This is a genomic window from Sphingomonas kyeonggiensis, assembly GCF_030812785.1.
Classification (GTDB): domain Bacteria; phylum Pseudomonadota; class Alphaproteobacteria; order Sphingomonadales; family Sphingomonadaceae; genus Sphingomonas; species Sphingomonas kyeonggiensis_B.
In genome coordinates, this window is the sequence record NZ_JAUSTJ010000003.1 from 639,214 (window position 1) to 653,561 (window position 14,348).

The following is a 14,348-nucleotide window of genomic DNA, read 5'->3' on the forward strand; positions in this document are numbered from 1 at the left end:
GATCGCGGGTTTGCACTGCGTCCGGCGAGAGTTACGCTTGCGGCATGAAGCACATCGCCCTCGGCATCGCCCTTGTCCTCGCCACGCCGGCGCTCGCCCAGCAGACGCTGGAGCAGCGCGTCGCCGCCAAGCTCGCCGAGGCGCCCACCGGCACGCGCTTCGGGCTGGTGGTGGTCGACGATACGGGGAAGGAGATCGTCGCGATCAACCCCGACGGGCGCTTCATCCCGGCTTCGAACACCAAGATCTACACCACCGCCGCCGCCTTCGCGAACCTGCCCGGCATCAACCAGCCCGACACCATCGGCGGCGCCACCGTGGCGCTGCGGGGCGAGGACGTGGTGTTGCGGGGCCGGGGCGACGCGCGCCTGTCGAGCGCCGACGACTGCACCGTCGATTGCCTCGCCACGCTCGCCGATGCGATTGCCGCGAAGACGAAGCGTGTCCGCAACGTCATCGGCGACGACACGCTCTTCCCCGATCAGCGCTGGGGTCCCGGCATGAGCTGGAACAACATCCCCAGCTCTTCGGGCACCGGCGCCTCGGCGCTCACCCTGGACGACAATGAGCTCAAGCTCACCATCACCCCGGCCAAGGCAGGCGAACCCGCCAAGGTCGATCTCTGGCCCTATTTCACGATCGACAACCAGGCCCGGACCGTGCCCGGCGCCGAGACCGAGCTGGGCTGGGACCGCGATCCCAACGGCAAGCAGCTCCGCATCACCGGCACGGTCGGCGCCGATGCCAAGCCGAAGAGCTGGCAGCTCGGCATCGACGATCCCGCCGATTATGCCGCCTGGCGGCTGAAGGTGCTGCTCGAGGCGCGCGGGGTGAAGGTGAAGGGCCAGGTTCAGGTCCGCCACCGCGCGCTCACGCCGCAGGACGATCCCGATTATCGCGCCAAGAAGAGCCTGCCCGTGGTCCAGGCCGCGCCGGGCGAGCCGGTCCTTGCCGGCCTGACTCCGCCGCCGCTCGCCGATGATCTCAAGCACGTCAACAAGGTCAGCCAGAACCTCCATGCCGAGCTGACCCTGCGCCGCGTTGCGTCGCTGCAGGGCAGCGGCTCGATCGCGGACGGTGTCGCGCAGGTCGAGAAGATGCTGGAGACCGCCGGCGTGCCGCGCACTGCCTGGGACTTTTCGGACGGCTCGGGCATGTCGAGCTACAACCGCGTCGCGCCGCGCGGCACGGTGAAGCTGCTGCGCTGGATCGCCGCCCAGCCCTGGGGCGCGCAATATCGCGAGACCCTGCCGATCGGCGGCGTCGACGGCACGCTGCGCAATCGCTTCAAGGGCACGCCGCTGGAGGGCAGGGTCTTCGCCAAGACCGGCACGCTCAACGCCACCAATGCGCTGGCCGGCTATTTCACCGGCGCGAGCGGCCGGACCTACACCTTCGCCTTCTACGCCAATGACGTGCCACGCGACGCGAGCGGGACGAAGTACATGGACGATGCGCTGAACTTGGTGGCGGCGGGGAACTAGGTCTTCACTCCCTCTGCCGCTTTCGCGGGAGAGGGACGGCTCGCAACGCGAGCCAGGGTGAGGGTGTGTGCGGGAGGCAGGCACATCGCTCGCGGCCCGCACACACCCTCACCCGGCCTCGCTAAAGCTCGACCACCCTCTCCCGCGAAAGCGGGAGAGGGTTGATTGCGTCACCTCCCCTTCGCCGCCCAGTCCTCCGCCTGCTTCAGCACGCGCAGCACGTTGCCGCTCCAGATCTTCTCGATGTCCGCATCCGAGAACCCCTCGCGCCGCAGCCGCGCGGTGATCTTGGGCAGGGCGGTGATGTCTTCCATCCCGCGCACGCCGCCGCCGCCGTCCCAGTCGGCGCCGATGCCGACATGGTCGACGCCCATCACCGCGATGCAGTGGAGCAGGCTCTTCATGAACAGCTCGAAGTCCGCGCCCTGATAGGGATTGGTCGCGTCCGCCTTGGCCTTGTCGGCGATCAGCTTCTTCTGCTCGGCATCCGAGAGCGCGTGCCAATTGTCCTGCCGGTCGGAGATCTTGTTCCGCGCATCGTCATGGTCGCCCTCGACCAGGTAGACGCTGTTCACCTGCAGCACGCCGCCCGCCTTGGCGAGCTTGCGCATGCGCTCGTCGTCCAGGTTGCGCGGGTGGTTGAAGATCGCCCTGGGCCCGGAGTGGGAGGCGATGATCGGCACCTTGGACAGTGCCAGCGCCTGGTCGAACACATCGTCCGACGAGTGGCTGACGTCGATCACCATGCCCAGCCGGTTCATCTCGGCGACCCATTGCTTGCCGAGCGGGCTCAGGCCGTTCCACTGCTTCACCTTGTCGGTGGCGCTGTCGCCGAACTGGTTGTTGCGGAAATGGATCGGCCCGGCGAGCCGCACGCCCTGGTCGTGATACCATTTGAGCAGGGTCAGGTCGGTGCCCAGCGGATAGCTGTTCTCGATCGACTGGAAGACGACGCGCTTGCCCGCCTTGGCGATCCGGTACGCGTCCTCGGGTGTGGTCGCGAGTTCCATCTTGTCGCTGTTCGCCGCCACCACGCGCTGGATCCACATCTCGCGGGTCAGCGCGGCGTCGCGCGCCTTGGCATAGCCTTCCGGCGTCAGCGGGCCCTGGCCGGTGTAGATCACGAAGAACCCGCCATCGAGCCCGCCTTGCTCCATGCGCGGCAGGTCGATCTGGCTCTTATCGAAGTCGCGGTCGTGCCACTCGTCGAACTTCCAGCCGGGATGCTCGAACAGTTCGGGGGTGTCCAGGTGCGTGTCGAGCACCAGCATCTGCTGGTGCGCCAGCCGGTCGGCCGGGGAGGGGGTGTCGCTATCGGGCCCGGACAGGGCGATGGCGAGGGCGAGTAGCGAGATCATTTAGGCCTCCCAGGCAGTGATGACGGCATCCCCCGTCGCGGGGCGCAGCACGAAGATGCCGCTGTCGAAATGGCGGGTCGGGTGGACGCGGTTGGTGAGCAGGGTCCAGGCGAGCCCACGCTCGAAGTCGATCCACAGGCCGGTGCCGGTGAAGCCCGTGTGGCCGATCGTCTCGTCCGAGCAGGCCTGGCCGCCCGACCAGCCGGCGAACTTGCGCTCCCAGCCGCAGGTGCGGTGGCTGTATTGCGGGGTGCGGATCGCCTTCAGCATGGCCTCCGAGAAGCTGCCGGACAGCACGCCCTGGGCGAAGTCGAGCACCCCGGCGACGGTGCCGAACAGCCCGGCATGGCCAGTCTGCCCGCCCATCGCCCGGCAATTCTCGTCATGCACCTCGCCCTTGAGCACGCGGTTCTGCCACATGCAGCGCTCGGTGGCGACCGCGGGGCCGGGCGGCGGGCCGTAGCTGAGGCCCGGGCCGAGCGGCCACTCCCCCAGCGGCTTGCCGGTCACCCGCTCGATCGCGATGCCGAGCAGCAGGAAGTTGATGTCCGAATAGACCGGCTCCGGAATATGCTTCCACTCGCGCTGGAGCACGAAAGCCCGGAGGCGATCCGGATCGTCGCCATAGGTATAGATCGGCTCGACCGCGGGGAAGAGCGTGCGGTGCGCCAGGCAATCCCTGAACGTGAGCGTGCGCTCATAGGCGCCGGCCACGTCATACTGGCGCAGGTCCGGGATCGCCGTCGTCAGCGGCGCGTCGAGGTCGATCCGGCCCTCCTCGGCAAGCCGCAGGATCATCGTCGTGGTCGCCACGACCTTGGAAACCGAGGCGAGGTCGAACCAGTGATCCAGCGTCAGCGGCTCGGGCTCTGGCACCAGCGCCGCCATGCCGGTATGCGTCACCCAGCGCCGCCCGTCCGCCGCCACCACGCCCAGCGTCGCGCCGGGGATCCGGCCCGAGGCGACGGCCTCGGCTGCGGGTGCGAAAGCTGCCTCGATCACGCGGTCACCTCGTCCGGCCGGGCCTTCGCCCGCACGATGAACGGCACGAAGATCAGCGCCGCGACGCTCATCGTGCCGGCCATGATGAAGAAGCCGTCATAGCCGATCGCCTTCTGGAACACGCCCGAAAGCCCGGCGAGCAGCCTTGGGATCAGGAAGGCGAGCCCCGAGAGCAGCGCATATTGCGTACCCGGGAAACGCGGGTTCACCAGCATCGACAAATAGACCACGAACACCGCGCCTTCGAATCCATGCCCGAACTGATCCAGCGCCATGGCGAGATACAGGTCGAAATCGCCCGCGGTCACCTGCACGCCGAGCAGCGAGAACCATACCGGCCCCCCCGGCGCCTGATAGGCGAGCCAGGCGAAGATCCAGTTGGAGAAGGCCGACATCACCGCGCCGATCACCAGCGCCCAGCCCATCGGCGCCTTGGCCGCCAGCCAGCCGCCCAGCGCCACGCCGAGCATCGAGGAGAGCAAAGCCACCGCGCCATCGGCGACGGCGATTGCCTCCAGGCTATAGCCCAGCGCGTTGAACAACGGGTGGGACAGGGTGAGCGCCATCACGTCGCCCATCCGATAGACCGAGACGAACAGCAGGATCGGGATCACCACCAGCCCATAGCGCCAGGCGACGTTGAGATAGGGCGCCAACCCTGAGCTGGTGAGCAGCCGATGGTTGGCCGGCAGCCGCCTGATCCACGGCACCGCCGCGCCGAGCGCGACGAACGGCAGCAGCGCCACCGCGAACACCCAATATTTGACGATGTCGGGATTATCGAGCCCGACCGATCCCATCGCGGTGAGCAGTGTCCAGCCGACCACCGCCGTGATCACCAGGCTGCCGGCGAGCACCACCGCGCTCGCCAGGATGCCGGTGACGAGCGCAGTCGCCCGGCCGCCGCCATGCCCGGCATCGGGGCGCATGCAGGCTAGGATCGGGAAGGGGAGGAAGGCAGCCGCCGCGATCACCAGATAGGCGGTGGTCCAGTCGCTCTTCGCGGCGATGTAGATCGCCCCGCTGCCCGCGGCGACCATCGCGCTGCGATAGCCCCACAGGTTCGCCGCCACCATCGGGCCCTGCTGCTCGGCGGTCGGCGCCAGCTCGATGCGCCAGGCGTCGGCGGCGACCTCCAGCGTGGTGGTCCAGAAGGCGAGCAGCACCGCGAACAGCGCGGTCACCTGGAGATTGGCGTCGGACGAGGTGAACGCCATCGCCACAGTGGAGAGGAAGATGCCGAGCTGGGAGAGCATGATCCAGCCGCGGCGCTTGCCCCAGAAGCGCCCGAAGCCGGGCACGTCATACTTGTCGAGCAGGGGCGCCCAGGCGAATTTGAAGGTCGGCAGCAGCGCCACCCAGGCGAAGAAGCCCACCGTCACGATGTCCACGCCGTGCTTGGCCAGCCGCAGCAGCAGCACCGCGTTGAACATGTAGAAGGGCAGGCCCGCAGCGAAGCCGAGCAGCAGGTACAGCGCGAGCCTTCCAAAGCCCGGGCGGATCGCCGGCGTGGCGGGACTCGGGGCTTCAGTCACGCAGCGTCACGGGGTGAAAACGGGTCATGAAGGGCCTTCCTCGTCCTGTTCGCCTAAGGCTCGGACGGGTCGGGCGCGCAGTCAATGGCGATGCTGGCAGGCTTGTGTTGCAGCCGTGTCACGCTTTGACGCGTATTCGTCACATTTGATGCCGTGGGGTTATGGCGCGGGGAAGAGAAACTATGGCGCGACGCAACATTATTGGTACCTAATGCCCTCTCACCGCACAGGATATTGCGGACTTCAGGGGGTTCGAGACATGATCGAAGCAAGGGCGTTCAAGAAGGTTCTGGCCAGCAGTTCGGCTTTTGCGGCGATCGCGCTCGCAATGCCGGCCTGGGCACAGACCACCGCTCCGGCGACGCAGGAAGCGCCGGCACAGGCGGCACCGGCCGAGGAAGGCGAAATTCTCGTCACCGGCTCGCGCATTCGCCGCGACGGGTTCCAGAACCCGACGCCGCTCACCGTCCTGACCCAGCAGGACATCCAGAACACGTCGCCGACGAACAACATCGCCGACTTCGTCAACCAGCTGCCGCAGCTCGCCGGCTCGACCAAGCCGGCAAACTCGCGCCTCAACCTCTCGAACGGCTCGGCCGGCATCAACGCGCTCAACATGCGCAACCTCGGCGAAGGCCGCGTGCTGGTCCTGCTCGATGGCCGCCGCTCGGTCGGCTCTACCATCTATGGCTGGGTCGACATCAACACGATCCCGCAGGCACTGGTCGATCGCGTCGAAGTCGTCACCGGCGGTGCCTCGTCGGCCTATGGTTCGGACGCCGTCTCGGGCGTGGTCAACTTCATCCTCAACAAGAAGCTGGAAGGCCTGAAGATCGAGGCCGATACCGGCATCACCACCTATGGCGACGGCGGAAACTATTCGGCCAGCATCGCGGGCGGCAAGTCGTTCGCCGGGGGCCGCGGCCATGTCCTGCTCAGCGCGAACATCGATCACCAGGACGGCATCTTTGAAGTCGGCAACGAGCGTGAATGGAACCACACAGGCTATGTCCGGGCCGAGAACCCGGCCTGGGTGGGCAGCACCGCGACGACGCCGGGCACCACCAACAACCGCTACTTCACCACGCTCCGCAACGTCGGCGCATCCAACTCGACGCCGGGCGGCCTGATCACCGCCTCGGCCGGTACCACCGTCAACGCGCTGCGTGGCCTCTATTTCGGCCAGGGCGGCGCGGTGAACACCTTCGACTATGGCACCTTCACCTTCCCGGCTTTCACCCGCGCGCCCGGTTCCTCGGCGCCGAGCGTCACGCAGAACGGATCGTGGCAGGTCAATGATTCCGGCACGCGCATCGGCCTGATGCCGAAGGACGATCGCTGGGGCGTGTTCGGCCGGCTGAGCTACGAAGTAGCCGACGGCATCGAGCTGTTCGCCGAGGGTTCGTACAACAAGCAGAAGGTCTTCTTCAACGCGGGCCCGAACCTGTCGACCGGCATCACCTACAACACCACCGGCTGCACGACCGTGCCGGTGCCGGTGACCTGCAACGCCTTCGCGCTACAGGCACTCGGCGCGTCGCGTCTCGCGGGCGTCACCAGCGTCACGGTGGCGACGACCGCCGCCGACCTGCCGTTCCGCGCGATCGACAACGAGCGCAAGGTGCAGCGCTATGTCGTCGGCGCCAATGGCGATTTCGACGCGTTCGGCAAGGCGGCGCACTGGGAAGTCTATGCCCAATATGGCCGCTCCGATGTGCGCGAGCAGCTGCGCAACATCATGCACAATACCCGCATGGCCAATGCCACTGCGGGGGCGTTCGCGCCGGCAGGCAATGCCCGCGGCTATACGGTCGGCTCGATCCAGTGCCTGATCAACGTCGACGCCAGCACCACCAATGACGATCCGAACTGCGTGCCGCTGAACCGCCTCGGCGTCGGCGTCGCGGACCAGGCGGCGATCAACTATGTGCTCGGCAACCCGTATCGCGATCAGGTGCTGGAGCAGTATGTCGCCGGCACCAACTGGGCACTGACGCCCTTCGCCACCTGGGCCGGGGACGTCAGCGTCTCGATCGGCGGCGAAGTCCGCAAGGAGAAGATTCGCGGCACCGTGCCGAAGGAGTACCAGCCGGTCATCACCACCACGGGCACGACCAACGCCTGGTCGGTGGGCAACTATCTGCCCTTCACCGGCGAATATAGCGTGAAGGAAGCCTATCTCGAGACCGTGGTCCCGCTCGGGCTCGGCCTGGAATTCAACGGCGCGGTCCGCGCCACGGACTATTCGAACGCCGGCTATGTCACCACCTGGAAGCTGGGTGCGACCTGGGCGCCGATTCCGGATATCCGCTTCCGCGTGACGCGTTCGCGTGACATCCGGGCGCCCAACCTCAACGAGCTCTACCAGGCCGGTACCGCGAACAGCGACTCGGTGCGCAACCCGCTCTATTCGTCGACCAATCCGGCGAATGGCCCGCAGACCTTCGGCTATTCGGGTCTGGTCACCGGCAATCCCAACCTGCGTCCGGAAATCGCCAATTCGTGGAATATCGGCGCTGTCGTCTCGCCGCGCTTCCTGCCGGGCTTCACCGCGTCGGCGGACTATTTCCGCATCGATCTCGAAGGCGCGATCGACTCGATCAGCGCCCAGGAGATCATGAACCGCTGCGCCGAGGGTATTGCCGAATATTGCGCCGCGATCAGCGATGATCCGGTCCGTTCGACGCCGGCGGCGCCCTACAAGCTGATCCGCAGCCAGCCGTTCAACTTCGTGCGCAAGCTGGTGCGTGGCATCGACTTCGATGCGGCCTATCGGATCCCGCTGGGCGGAGCGAGCACCTTCACCCTCAAGGGCGTCGCGACGCGCTATATCGAGAATCTGTCGGATACCGGCATCGCGGGGCAGGTTGCGGTGAACACCGTCGGCACCAATGGTGGCCAGGCCAGCACCCCGACCTGGATCTTCCGCGGCAGCGCTACCTATGAGAGCGAGACCTTCTCGGCCACCGTCACCGGCCGCGGCGTCAGCGCGGGCAAATATTCGGCGACCGGCATCGAGTGCACCACCAGCTGCCCGACGACGAGCACGACCTCGGTCTATCAGACCTATGACAACAACCAGGTCTCGGGCCTGTTCTACGTCGATCTCAACCTGACCCAGACCGTGCCGTTCGGCGGCAACAAGGCGCAGTTCTTCGTCAACGTCACCAACCTGTTCAACCGCTGGCCGCTGTTGCTGCCGGAGACAGGCCTTGCCGCGAACAGCACCTATTCGGACATGCTCGGCCGCCAGTTCCGCGCCGGCATCCGCATCAGCCTGAAATGATCCTCATGCCGGCTCCATCCCCCATGGTGGAGCCGGCATGATCGCCGCCGCGCTCCTGCTCGCGGCGGCAGCGGACCCGGTCGCCGCGGTCCGCGTGACATTCGACAAGAGAGGAGAGACGTCGGTCAGCCTGAAGGGGCTGGCCGACGTCGCTTCGTCCAGGCCGGTCACCGCCGATGATCCGGTGCGCATCGCCTCGATCTCGAAGCTGGTCATCGCGATCGGCGTGCTGCGGCTGGTCGAGCAGGGCAGGCTCGATCTCGATACGGACGTTTCGCGCTGGCTCGGCTGGAAGCTGCGCAATCCCGCCTTTCCGGACAGGCCGATCAGCCTGCGCCTGCTGCTCTCGCACCGCTCCAGCCTCACCGACGGGGTGGACTATGTCCTGCCACTCGATGCCGACATGCGCGCGGTGCTCCAGGACCCAAAGGCATGGGACTCGGCGCACGCGCCCGGCAGCTGGTGGGTCTATACCAACTTCAACTTCCCGGTGATCGCCGCGGTGATGGAGCGTGCCACCGGCGAGCGGTTCGATCGGCTGATGGACCGCCTCGTCCTCAGGCCGATGCAGCTCGATGCTTGCTACAATTGGGCCAGCTGCAAGCCGGAGACCGCAGCGCGTGCGATCGTCCAGTATCGCGAGGGCCAGCCGGTCAAGGACGACAATCGCAGCGCCGCGCCCGCCTGTGCTGTCACACCCGCCGGCAACGGTAGCTGCGACCTTTCGACCTGGCGGCCCGGCCGGAACGGCGCGATCTTCTCGCCCCAGGGCGGGCTGCGCATTTCCGCACGTGGGCTGGCCCGGGTCGGCCGGATGTTCCTCAACGATGGCCGGCTCGACGGGGTGCGGATCCTCCGCCCGTCCTCGGTCCGCATGCTGGAGACGCCGCTTTGGACCTATGACGGACATAACGGCGATATCGGCGGCGACATCTCGGTCGCGGTGCCGACGGGCGGGGCGACCTGCGGCTATGGCCTCGCCGTCATGTTCACCGCCACCGGCGCGCCGGGCTGCCGCGACGATCCGGTCGGCGACGGCCGCAGGCGCTTCGGCCATTCGGGCGACGCCTATGGCCTCAAGTCCGGCTTGTGGATCGATCGGGCGGCGGGCAAGGGCATGGTTTATTTCGCCACCGATGTTCCGGATGTGCCCGGGAAACGATCGGCCTATACGCCGGTAGAGGAATCGCTCGCCCGATCGGAGTAGCAACTTGCGCCACGACGCCAATATCACCGCCGACCGCCAGACCTTCGTCACCCATCTCGAATGCTCGATGACCGGAGAGCGCTACGAGGCGGACCAGCTTCACGGCCTGTCGCGCGTCGGCCGTCCGCTGCTGGTGCGCTACGATCTGGAAGCCGTGAAGGCCGCGCTACCCCGGGACGAGCTCGCCCGGCGCCCGGCCGATCTGTGGAAATATCGCGAGCTGCTGCCCGTGCGCCGCACGGAGAACATCGTCAGCCTGGGCGAGATCGCCACGCCGATCATCCCGCTCGACAAGCTCGCCGCCGAAGCCGGGGCGAAGCATCTCTGGGTCAAGGACGAGGGGCGGCTGCCCACCGGCTCGTTCAAGGCGCGCGGGCTGGTCATGGCGATCGCCATGGCCAAGGAACTGGGCGTCAAGACGATCGCGATGCCGACCAACGGCAATGCCGGCGCCGCCGCGGCGGCCTATGCCAGCCGCGTCGGGATCGAGTCGGTGATCTTCTGCCCGGCGGACACGCCCGAGGTGAACGTCCGCGAGATCGCCGCCCAGGGCGCGCGGGTCTACCGGGTCAACGGCCTGATCGACGATTGCGGCAAGCTGGTGGGGCAGGGCGCGAAGGAACGCGGCTGGTTCGACCTGTCGACGCTCAAGGAGCCCTATCGGATCGAGGGCAAGAAGACGATGGGCCTGGAACTCGCCGAGCAACTCGACTGGCAGCTGCCCGACGTGATCTTCTACCCCACCGGCGGCGGCACCGGGCTGATCGGCATGTGGAAGGCCTTTGCCGAGATGGAGGCGCTGGGCTGGATCGGATCGAAGCGTCCGCGGATGATCGCGGTCCAGGCCGAGGGCTGTGCGCCGATGGTCCGCGCCTTCGAGGCTGGCGAGCGCCACGCGACGCGCTGGGAAGACGCCCACACGATCGCGATGGGCATCCGCGTGCCCCAGGCGGTCGGCGACTTCCTGATCCTCGATGCCGTGCGTGAAAGCGGCGGCGTGGCGATGGCGGTGAGCGACGAGAGCATCGCCCGGGCGGTCGACGATGCCGCGCGCAAGGACGGGTTGCTGCTCTGCCCCGAAGGTGGCGCGACGCTAGCCGCCTGGCGCAAGGCGCTGGCCGAGGGGCTGGTCTCGCCCGAGGAGAAGGCGGTGCTGTTCAACTGCGCGACCGGCCTGAAATACCCGCTCGCCGACCAGTCCAAGACGCTCGACAAGGATGGGCCGATCGACTTCAGCGCCCTATAGTTCTCCGGCGAAAGCCGGAGCCCAGGGTTTCTCTGCCGTCTCGCTTGTGACCCTGGGCCCCGGCTTTCGCCGGGGAACTAGGTGGCGACCTCGGCCAGGCTCCGGAACGTAACCGACCACCGCGGCGCGTCCATCGGCGCGATGCTGTGCTCCCACACATGCCGCGCCTCGCCGGAGAGGTGGTACGCCCCGCGCGGTTCCAGCGGCAGCTCCGCCCGGTCGAACTTCCCGTCGGCCCGCCGCCGGCGCAGCCGCAGCATCGCGGGCGCGCCCAGCGACACGCCGACGACATGCTCGAATACCGGCCGGTCGCGGTGCCAGCCGATGCCGGCGCCCGGATCGTAGCGGATCACCAGCGCCTGGACGAGCGCGTCCGCCGCCAGCCCGGCGAATTCCGCCGCCCGCGCGCGCAGCGGCAACAGCCAGTCGGGAAGCGCCTCCGTCTCGCCGAAGCTTGAATCGGTGAAGTCGTAGAGCCAGCCGAAGCTGCGCGTCAGCCGCTTGCCCAGCCATTGCTGAAATCGGAACGGCTCGAGGCCCGCCATGTCGATGGCCCGAATCAGTTCCGCTTCTTCCATAGGTGAAACGATATTCTTCACCTGTTCGATGCCGGCGGGCAGGGGTTCTTCGAAAAGTGTTGGAAACAAGGTGGACACGAGCTGGATATGGGGATCGCCTGCTTCAGTCGCCACAGATGAATATCTTCAACTTTATATAAAATTCCTTTGCATTTCCCGCGCGATAGCGGTTGCAACCGGCGCCCCGGCACCCTAGCTGTCTGCCCCGTGAAGAATGAAATGATCGCAGTTGTCGATCGCGCCTCCGCGTTCCTGAAGGCGCTGTCGGGTCGAAGCCGTTTTCTGCTGCTGTGCCACCTTCTCGATGGCGAGAAGTCGGTGGGTGAGCTCGCACGCCTCACGGGTGCGCGCGATACCGCCGTGTCGCAGCAGCTCGCGCTCCTGCGCCGCGAAGGGATGGTCGCCGCGCGCCGCGACGGCCAGATGATCTTCTATACGCTCGCCAGCGAAGAAGCGCGCCAGATGCTCGAGGCGATGTACGGCCTGTTTTACAAGCAGGACGCGGCCGAGGCCGAGCGCGTTCAGGAAGCCATTCCGGCGTAAAGCCGTTCGACATCCTCCTTGCGCGCCAGCTCGGTCGCGGGAGTCATCAGCGTCGCCGCGCCGGCGGCGATGCCATAGCGCAACGCGTCCTCGATCCCCTTGCCCCGCGATGCGGCGAGGGTGATCGCGGCGACCATCGAGTCCCCGGCGCCCACCGTGCCCTTGGCCTCCACCGGCACCGCCGCCACGCGCAATTCCTTGTCCTTGCCGACCAGTAGCGCCCCGCGCTCGGCGAGCGAGACCACCACCCATTCGGCAAAGCCGCGGTCGCACAGTTCCCTCGCGGCCGCCGCCTCGTCCGCCTCGCTCGCGATCTCGCGCCCGAGCAGGTCGGCGACCTCCCGCAGGCTCGGCTTGATCAGCCAGGCCCCCGCGCCCTCGCAAGCGGCCAGCGCCGGCCCCGAGGTGTCGATCGCCAGCTTCACGCCCGCAGCGCGGCAGCGCTCCGCGATGCGCTTGAGGATGGCGGGGTCGCAGCCCGGCGGCAGGCTGCCGCTCACCACGATATGGGTCACGTCCGCCACGCCGAACAGCGCATCGAGCAGCGCCGTCTGCTCGTCTTCGCTGAGCTCAGGCCCGGGCAGCACGAAGCGATACTGGTCGCCGGGCCGGCCCTCGTCGACGGTGAAGCTCTCGCGCACCGCGCCGGCGATCGACACGGGCAGGATCGGCACCTCCTGATCCTTGAGCAGCTTGACGATCGTCGCGCCCGCCGGTCCGCCATTGGGGAACACCGCGGTCGCCATGCCGCCCAGATGCGTCACCACCCGCGCCACGTTGATCCCGCCGCCGCCCGGATCGAAGCGCGGGGCGGAGCAGCGCAGCTTGTGCTGGGGCCGCACCTTCTCGGTGCAGGTCGTCACGTCGAGCGCCGGGTTGAGCGTCAGCGTGGCGATCGCCATCAGCGCGCCCGGTCCAGCGCGGCGCGCGCGGCGGCGACGATCAGCTCCTGCGGACGGTTCACCCGGATGCGGTGCCAGTGGATCTCGCCCACCGAGCGGCGCGACTGCTCGCGCACCACCTTCTCGGTCGCGTCCGAGGCGTCGTTCTCGCGTGCCTTCACCCGGGCGATGCGGTCCTTCTCGGGCGCCTCCAGCCAGATGCCGGTGAAGCTCGCCCGATAGCGGTCGGCCAGCGCCTCCACCACGTCGCGCTCGCTGCGCGCCATGAACACCGCGTCGAGGATCACGCTGTTGCCACAGGCCAGGTGATCGTCGGCGGATTCGAACAGCGCCTCATAGGTCTCGTCGTCATTGCGACGGGTATAATGCCTGGGCGGCAGCCGGGTTTCCGGGCTCACCCCGGCAAGGCGCTTGCGGAACACGTCGGAGCGCAGCACCCGCGCGCCGGGCAGGCGGCCGATCCGGCTGCCCAGCAGCCGCGCCAGCGTCGACTTGCCGGTGCCCGAAAGCCCGCCGATCACCACCAGCCGTGGCTGGGCCGGGGCGAGCAGGCTGTCGGCCAGCTCGCCATCGCCGTCGGCGCTCGCCCGCAGCGAGAGATAGAGCGGCAGCAGCGCCCAGCCGGTCGCGCCCTGCGGGGCGATGTCGAGATAGCGGTTGGCCAGCGTGTTCGCCTCGCCCGCCATGCCGCCGCGCATCACTTCCAGCACCGGCCGGGCGAGGTCGTAGAGCATGTCCATCGGCTCGCCCATCACCGCACGCATCCGCCCGGTGGCGATGCGGCGGGCGATCGAGTCCTGGTGCGCGGCGAGTTCGGCCTTCTGGGCCTCGCTGGTCGCGGCCAGGGCAAGCATCTTGCGGAAGGACGCGCCGTCCCCCTTGGGTGCGGCGGCGTGAAGCGCGGCGATGCGATCGGCAAGAGCGTGCAGCTGGCCCGTATCGAGGTCACCGGAAAGCAGCGCCTCGAAGCTCGGTTCCTGGCTCGCGGCTGCCGCCGCCATCGTTCCACTCCCGCAATAGGTCCGTCGAATCAGCCCCTAGCACGAGTTTTCTGAACGATCTTGAACAAGATCGACCTCTCTGCGTCCCCGGGCCAAAACTCTTTCGTCACCCCCGCGAAAGCGGGGGCCCATCTCGTGCACTATCCGCGAACACGCCGGTGCATATGTCGCTACCGGAGGAGATGGGTCCCCGCTTTCGCGGGGAC

11 protein-coding genes are annotated in these 14,348 nt (G+C 67.7%); 5 read left to right on the forward strand and 6 right to left on the reverse strand.

Translation table 11 applies throughout. The features are described 5' to 3' along the window. Window positions 1-44 precede the first annotated feature (44 nt). Window positions 45-1,484 carry a D-alanyl-D-alanine carboxypeptidase/D-alanyl-D-alanine endopeptidase gene (gene dacB / locus J2W22_RS20530; protein WP_307120139.1) on the forward strand — a complete coding sequence of 480 codons (1,440 nt, stop codon included), beginning with the start codon at window positions 45-47 and terminating at the stop codon, window positions 1,482-1,484. A gap of 170 nt (window positions 1,485-1,654) precedes the next feature. On the opposite strand, the gene J2W22_RS20535 is transcribed toward dacB, so the two are convergent. The 3 genes from J2W22_RS20535 to J2W22_RS20545 are packed head-to-tail and all read right to left on the reverse strand — an operon-like array spanning window position 1,655 to window position 5,379. Beyond that, window positions 1,655-2,842: a dipeptidase gene (locus J2W22_RS20535; protein WP_307120140.1), complete on the reverse strand. Its 1,188-nt coding sequence runs from the start codon at window positions 2,840-2,842 to the stop codon at window positions 1,655-1,657. Continuing rightward, window positions 2,843-3,844 carry a serine hydrolase domain-containing protein gene (locus J2W22_RS20540; RefSeq protein ID WP_307120141.1) on the reverse strand — a complete coding sequence of 334 codons (1,002 nt, stop codon included), beginning with the start codon at window positions 3,842-3,844 and terminating at the stop codon, window positions 2,843-2,845. Beyond that, the gene (locus J2W22_RS20545) at window positions 3,841-5,379 is read right to left on the reverse strand and encodes a permease (RefSeq protein WP_307120142.1); all 1,539 of its coding nucleotides are present in this window, start codon (window positions 5,377-5,379) and stop codon (window positions 3,841-3,843) included. The genes J2W22_RS20540 and J2W22_RS20545 overlap by 4 nt, the downstream gene beginning before the upstream one ends. Before the next feature lie 259 nt (window positions 5,380-5,638). On the opposite strand from J2W22_RS20545, the gene J2W22_RS20550 reads away from it, so the two are divergent. From J2W22_RS20550 to J2W22_RS20560, 3 genes are read left to right on the forward strand one after another with little or no spacing between them, the layout of a single operon-like run. Continuing rightward, window positions 5,639-8,665, forward strand: coding sequence for a TonB-dependent receptor plug domain-containing protein (locus J2W22_RS20550; protein WP_307120143.1), 3,027 nt, complete (start codon window positions 5,639-5,641; stop codon window positions 8,663-8,665). A gap of 37 nt (window positions 8,666-8,702) precedes the next feature. Continuing rightward, entirely contained in the window at window positions 8,703-9,872 is a 1,170-nt protein-coding gene (locus J2W22_RS20555; RefSeq protein WP_307120144.1) for a serine hydrolase domain-containing protein, read from the forward strand. A gap of 4 nt (window positions 9,873-9,876) precedes the next feature. Further along, complete coding sequence (locus J2W22_RS20560; RefSeq protein WP_307120145.1) at window positions 9,877-11,118, forward strand: threonine synthase; 1,242 nt, start codon at window positions 9,877-9,879, stop codon at window positions 11,116-11,118. Between the two features lie 77 nt (window positions 11,119-11,195). Here J2W22_RS20560 and J2W22_RS20565 read toward each other — a convergent pair whose 3' ends face one another. Beyond that, window positions 11,196-11,810, reverse strand: a complete 615-nt coding sequence (locus J2W22_RS20565; RefSeq protein WP_373423005.1) for an alpha-ketoglutarate-dependent dioxygenase AlkB — start codon at window positions 11,808-11,810, stop codon at window positions 11,196-11,198. Between the two features lie 105 nt (window positions 11,811-11,915). Here J2W22_RS20565 and J2W22_RS20570 point away from each other — a divergent pair, with 105 nt between their 5' ends. Then, window positions 11,916-12,239: an ArsR/SmtB family transcription factor gene (locus J2W22_RS20570; RefSeq protein ID WP_307120146.1), complete on the forward strand. Its 324-nt coding sequence runs from the start codon at window positions 11,916-11,918 to the stop codon at window positions 12,237-12,239. Here J2W22_RS20570 and J2W22_RS20575 read toward each other — a convergent pair. Next, window positions 12,218-13,141: a 1-phosphofructokinase family hexose kinase gene (locus J2W22_RS20575; RefSeq protein ID WP_307120147.1), complete on the reverse strand. Its 924-nt coding sequence runs from the start codon at window positions 13,139-13,141 to the stop codon at window positions 12,218-12,220. The two genes, J2W22_RS20570 and J2W22_RS20575, sit on opposite strands and share 22 nt — an antisense overlap. Next, window positions 13,141-14,142 carry an AAA family ATPase gene (locus J2W22_RS20580; protein WP_307120148.1) on the reverse strand — a complete coding sequence of 334 codons (1,002 nt, stop codon included), beginning with the start codon at window positions 14,140-14,142 and terminating at the stop codon, window positions 13,141-13,143. The genes J2W22_RS20575 and J2W22_RS20580 overlap by 1 nt, the downstream gene beginning before the upstream one ends. Between the last annotated feature and the right edge of the window lie 206 nt (window positions 14,143-14,348).

Excerpts from the sequence above, each read along its gene's own strand:
- dacB (WP_307120139.1), top strand. The coding sequence starts at position 45 with ATGAAGCACATCGCCCTCGGCATCGCCCTTGTCCTCGCCACGCCGGCG.
- J2W22_RS20535 (WP_307120140.1), bottom strand. The coding sequence starts at position 2,842 with ATGATCTCGCTACTCGCCCTCGCCATCGCCCTGTCCGGGCCCGATAGC.
- J2W22_RS20550 (WP_307120143.1), top strand. The coding sequence starts at position 5,639 with ATGATCGAAGCAAGGGCGTTCAAGAAGGTTCTGGCCAGCAGTTCGGCT.
- J2W22_RS20555 (WP_307120144.1), top strand. The coding sequence starts at position 8,703 with ATGATCGCCGCCGCGCTCCTGCTCGCGGCGGCAGCGGACCCGGTCGCC.
- J2W22_RS20570 (WP_307120146.1), top strand. The coding sequence starts at position 11,916 with ATGATCGCAGTTGTCGATCGCGCCTCCGCGTTCCTGAAGGCGCTGTCG.
- J2W22_RS20575 (WP_307120147.1), bottom strand. The coding sequence starts at position 13,141 with ATGGCGATCGCCACGCTGACGCTCAACCCGGCGCTCGACGTGACGACC.
- J2W22_RS20580 (WP_307120148.1), bottom strand. The coding sequence starts at position 14,142 with ATGGCGGCGGCAGCCGCGAGCCAGGAACCGAGCTTCGAGGCGCTGCTT.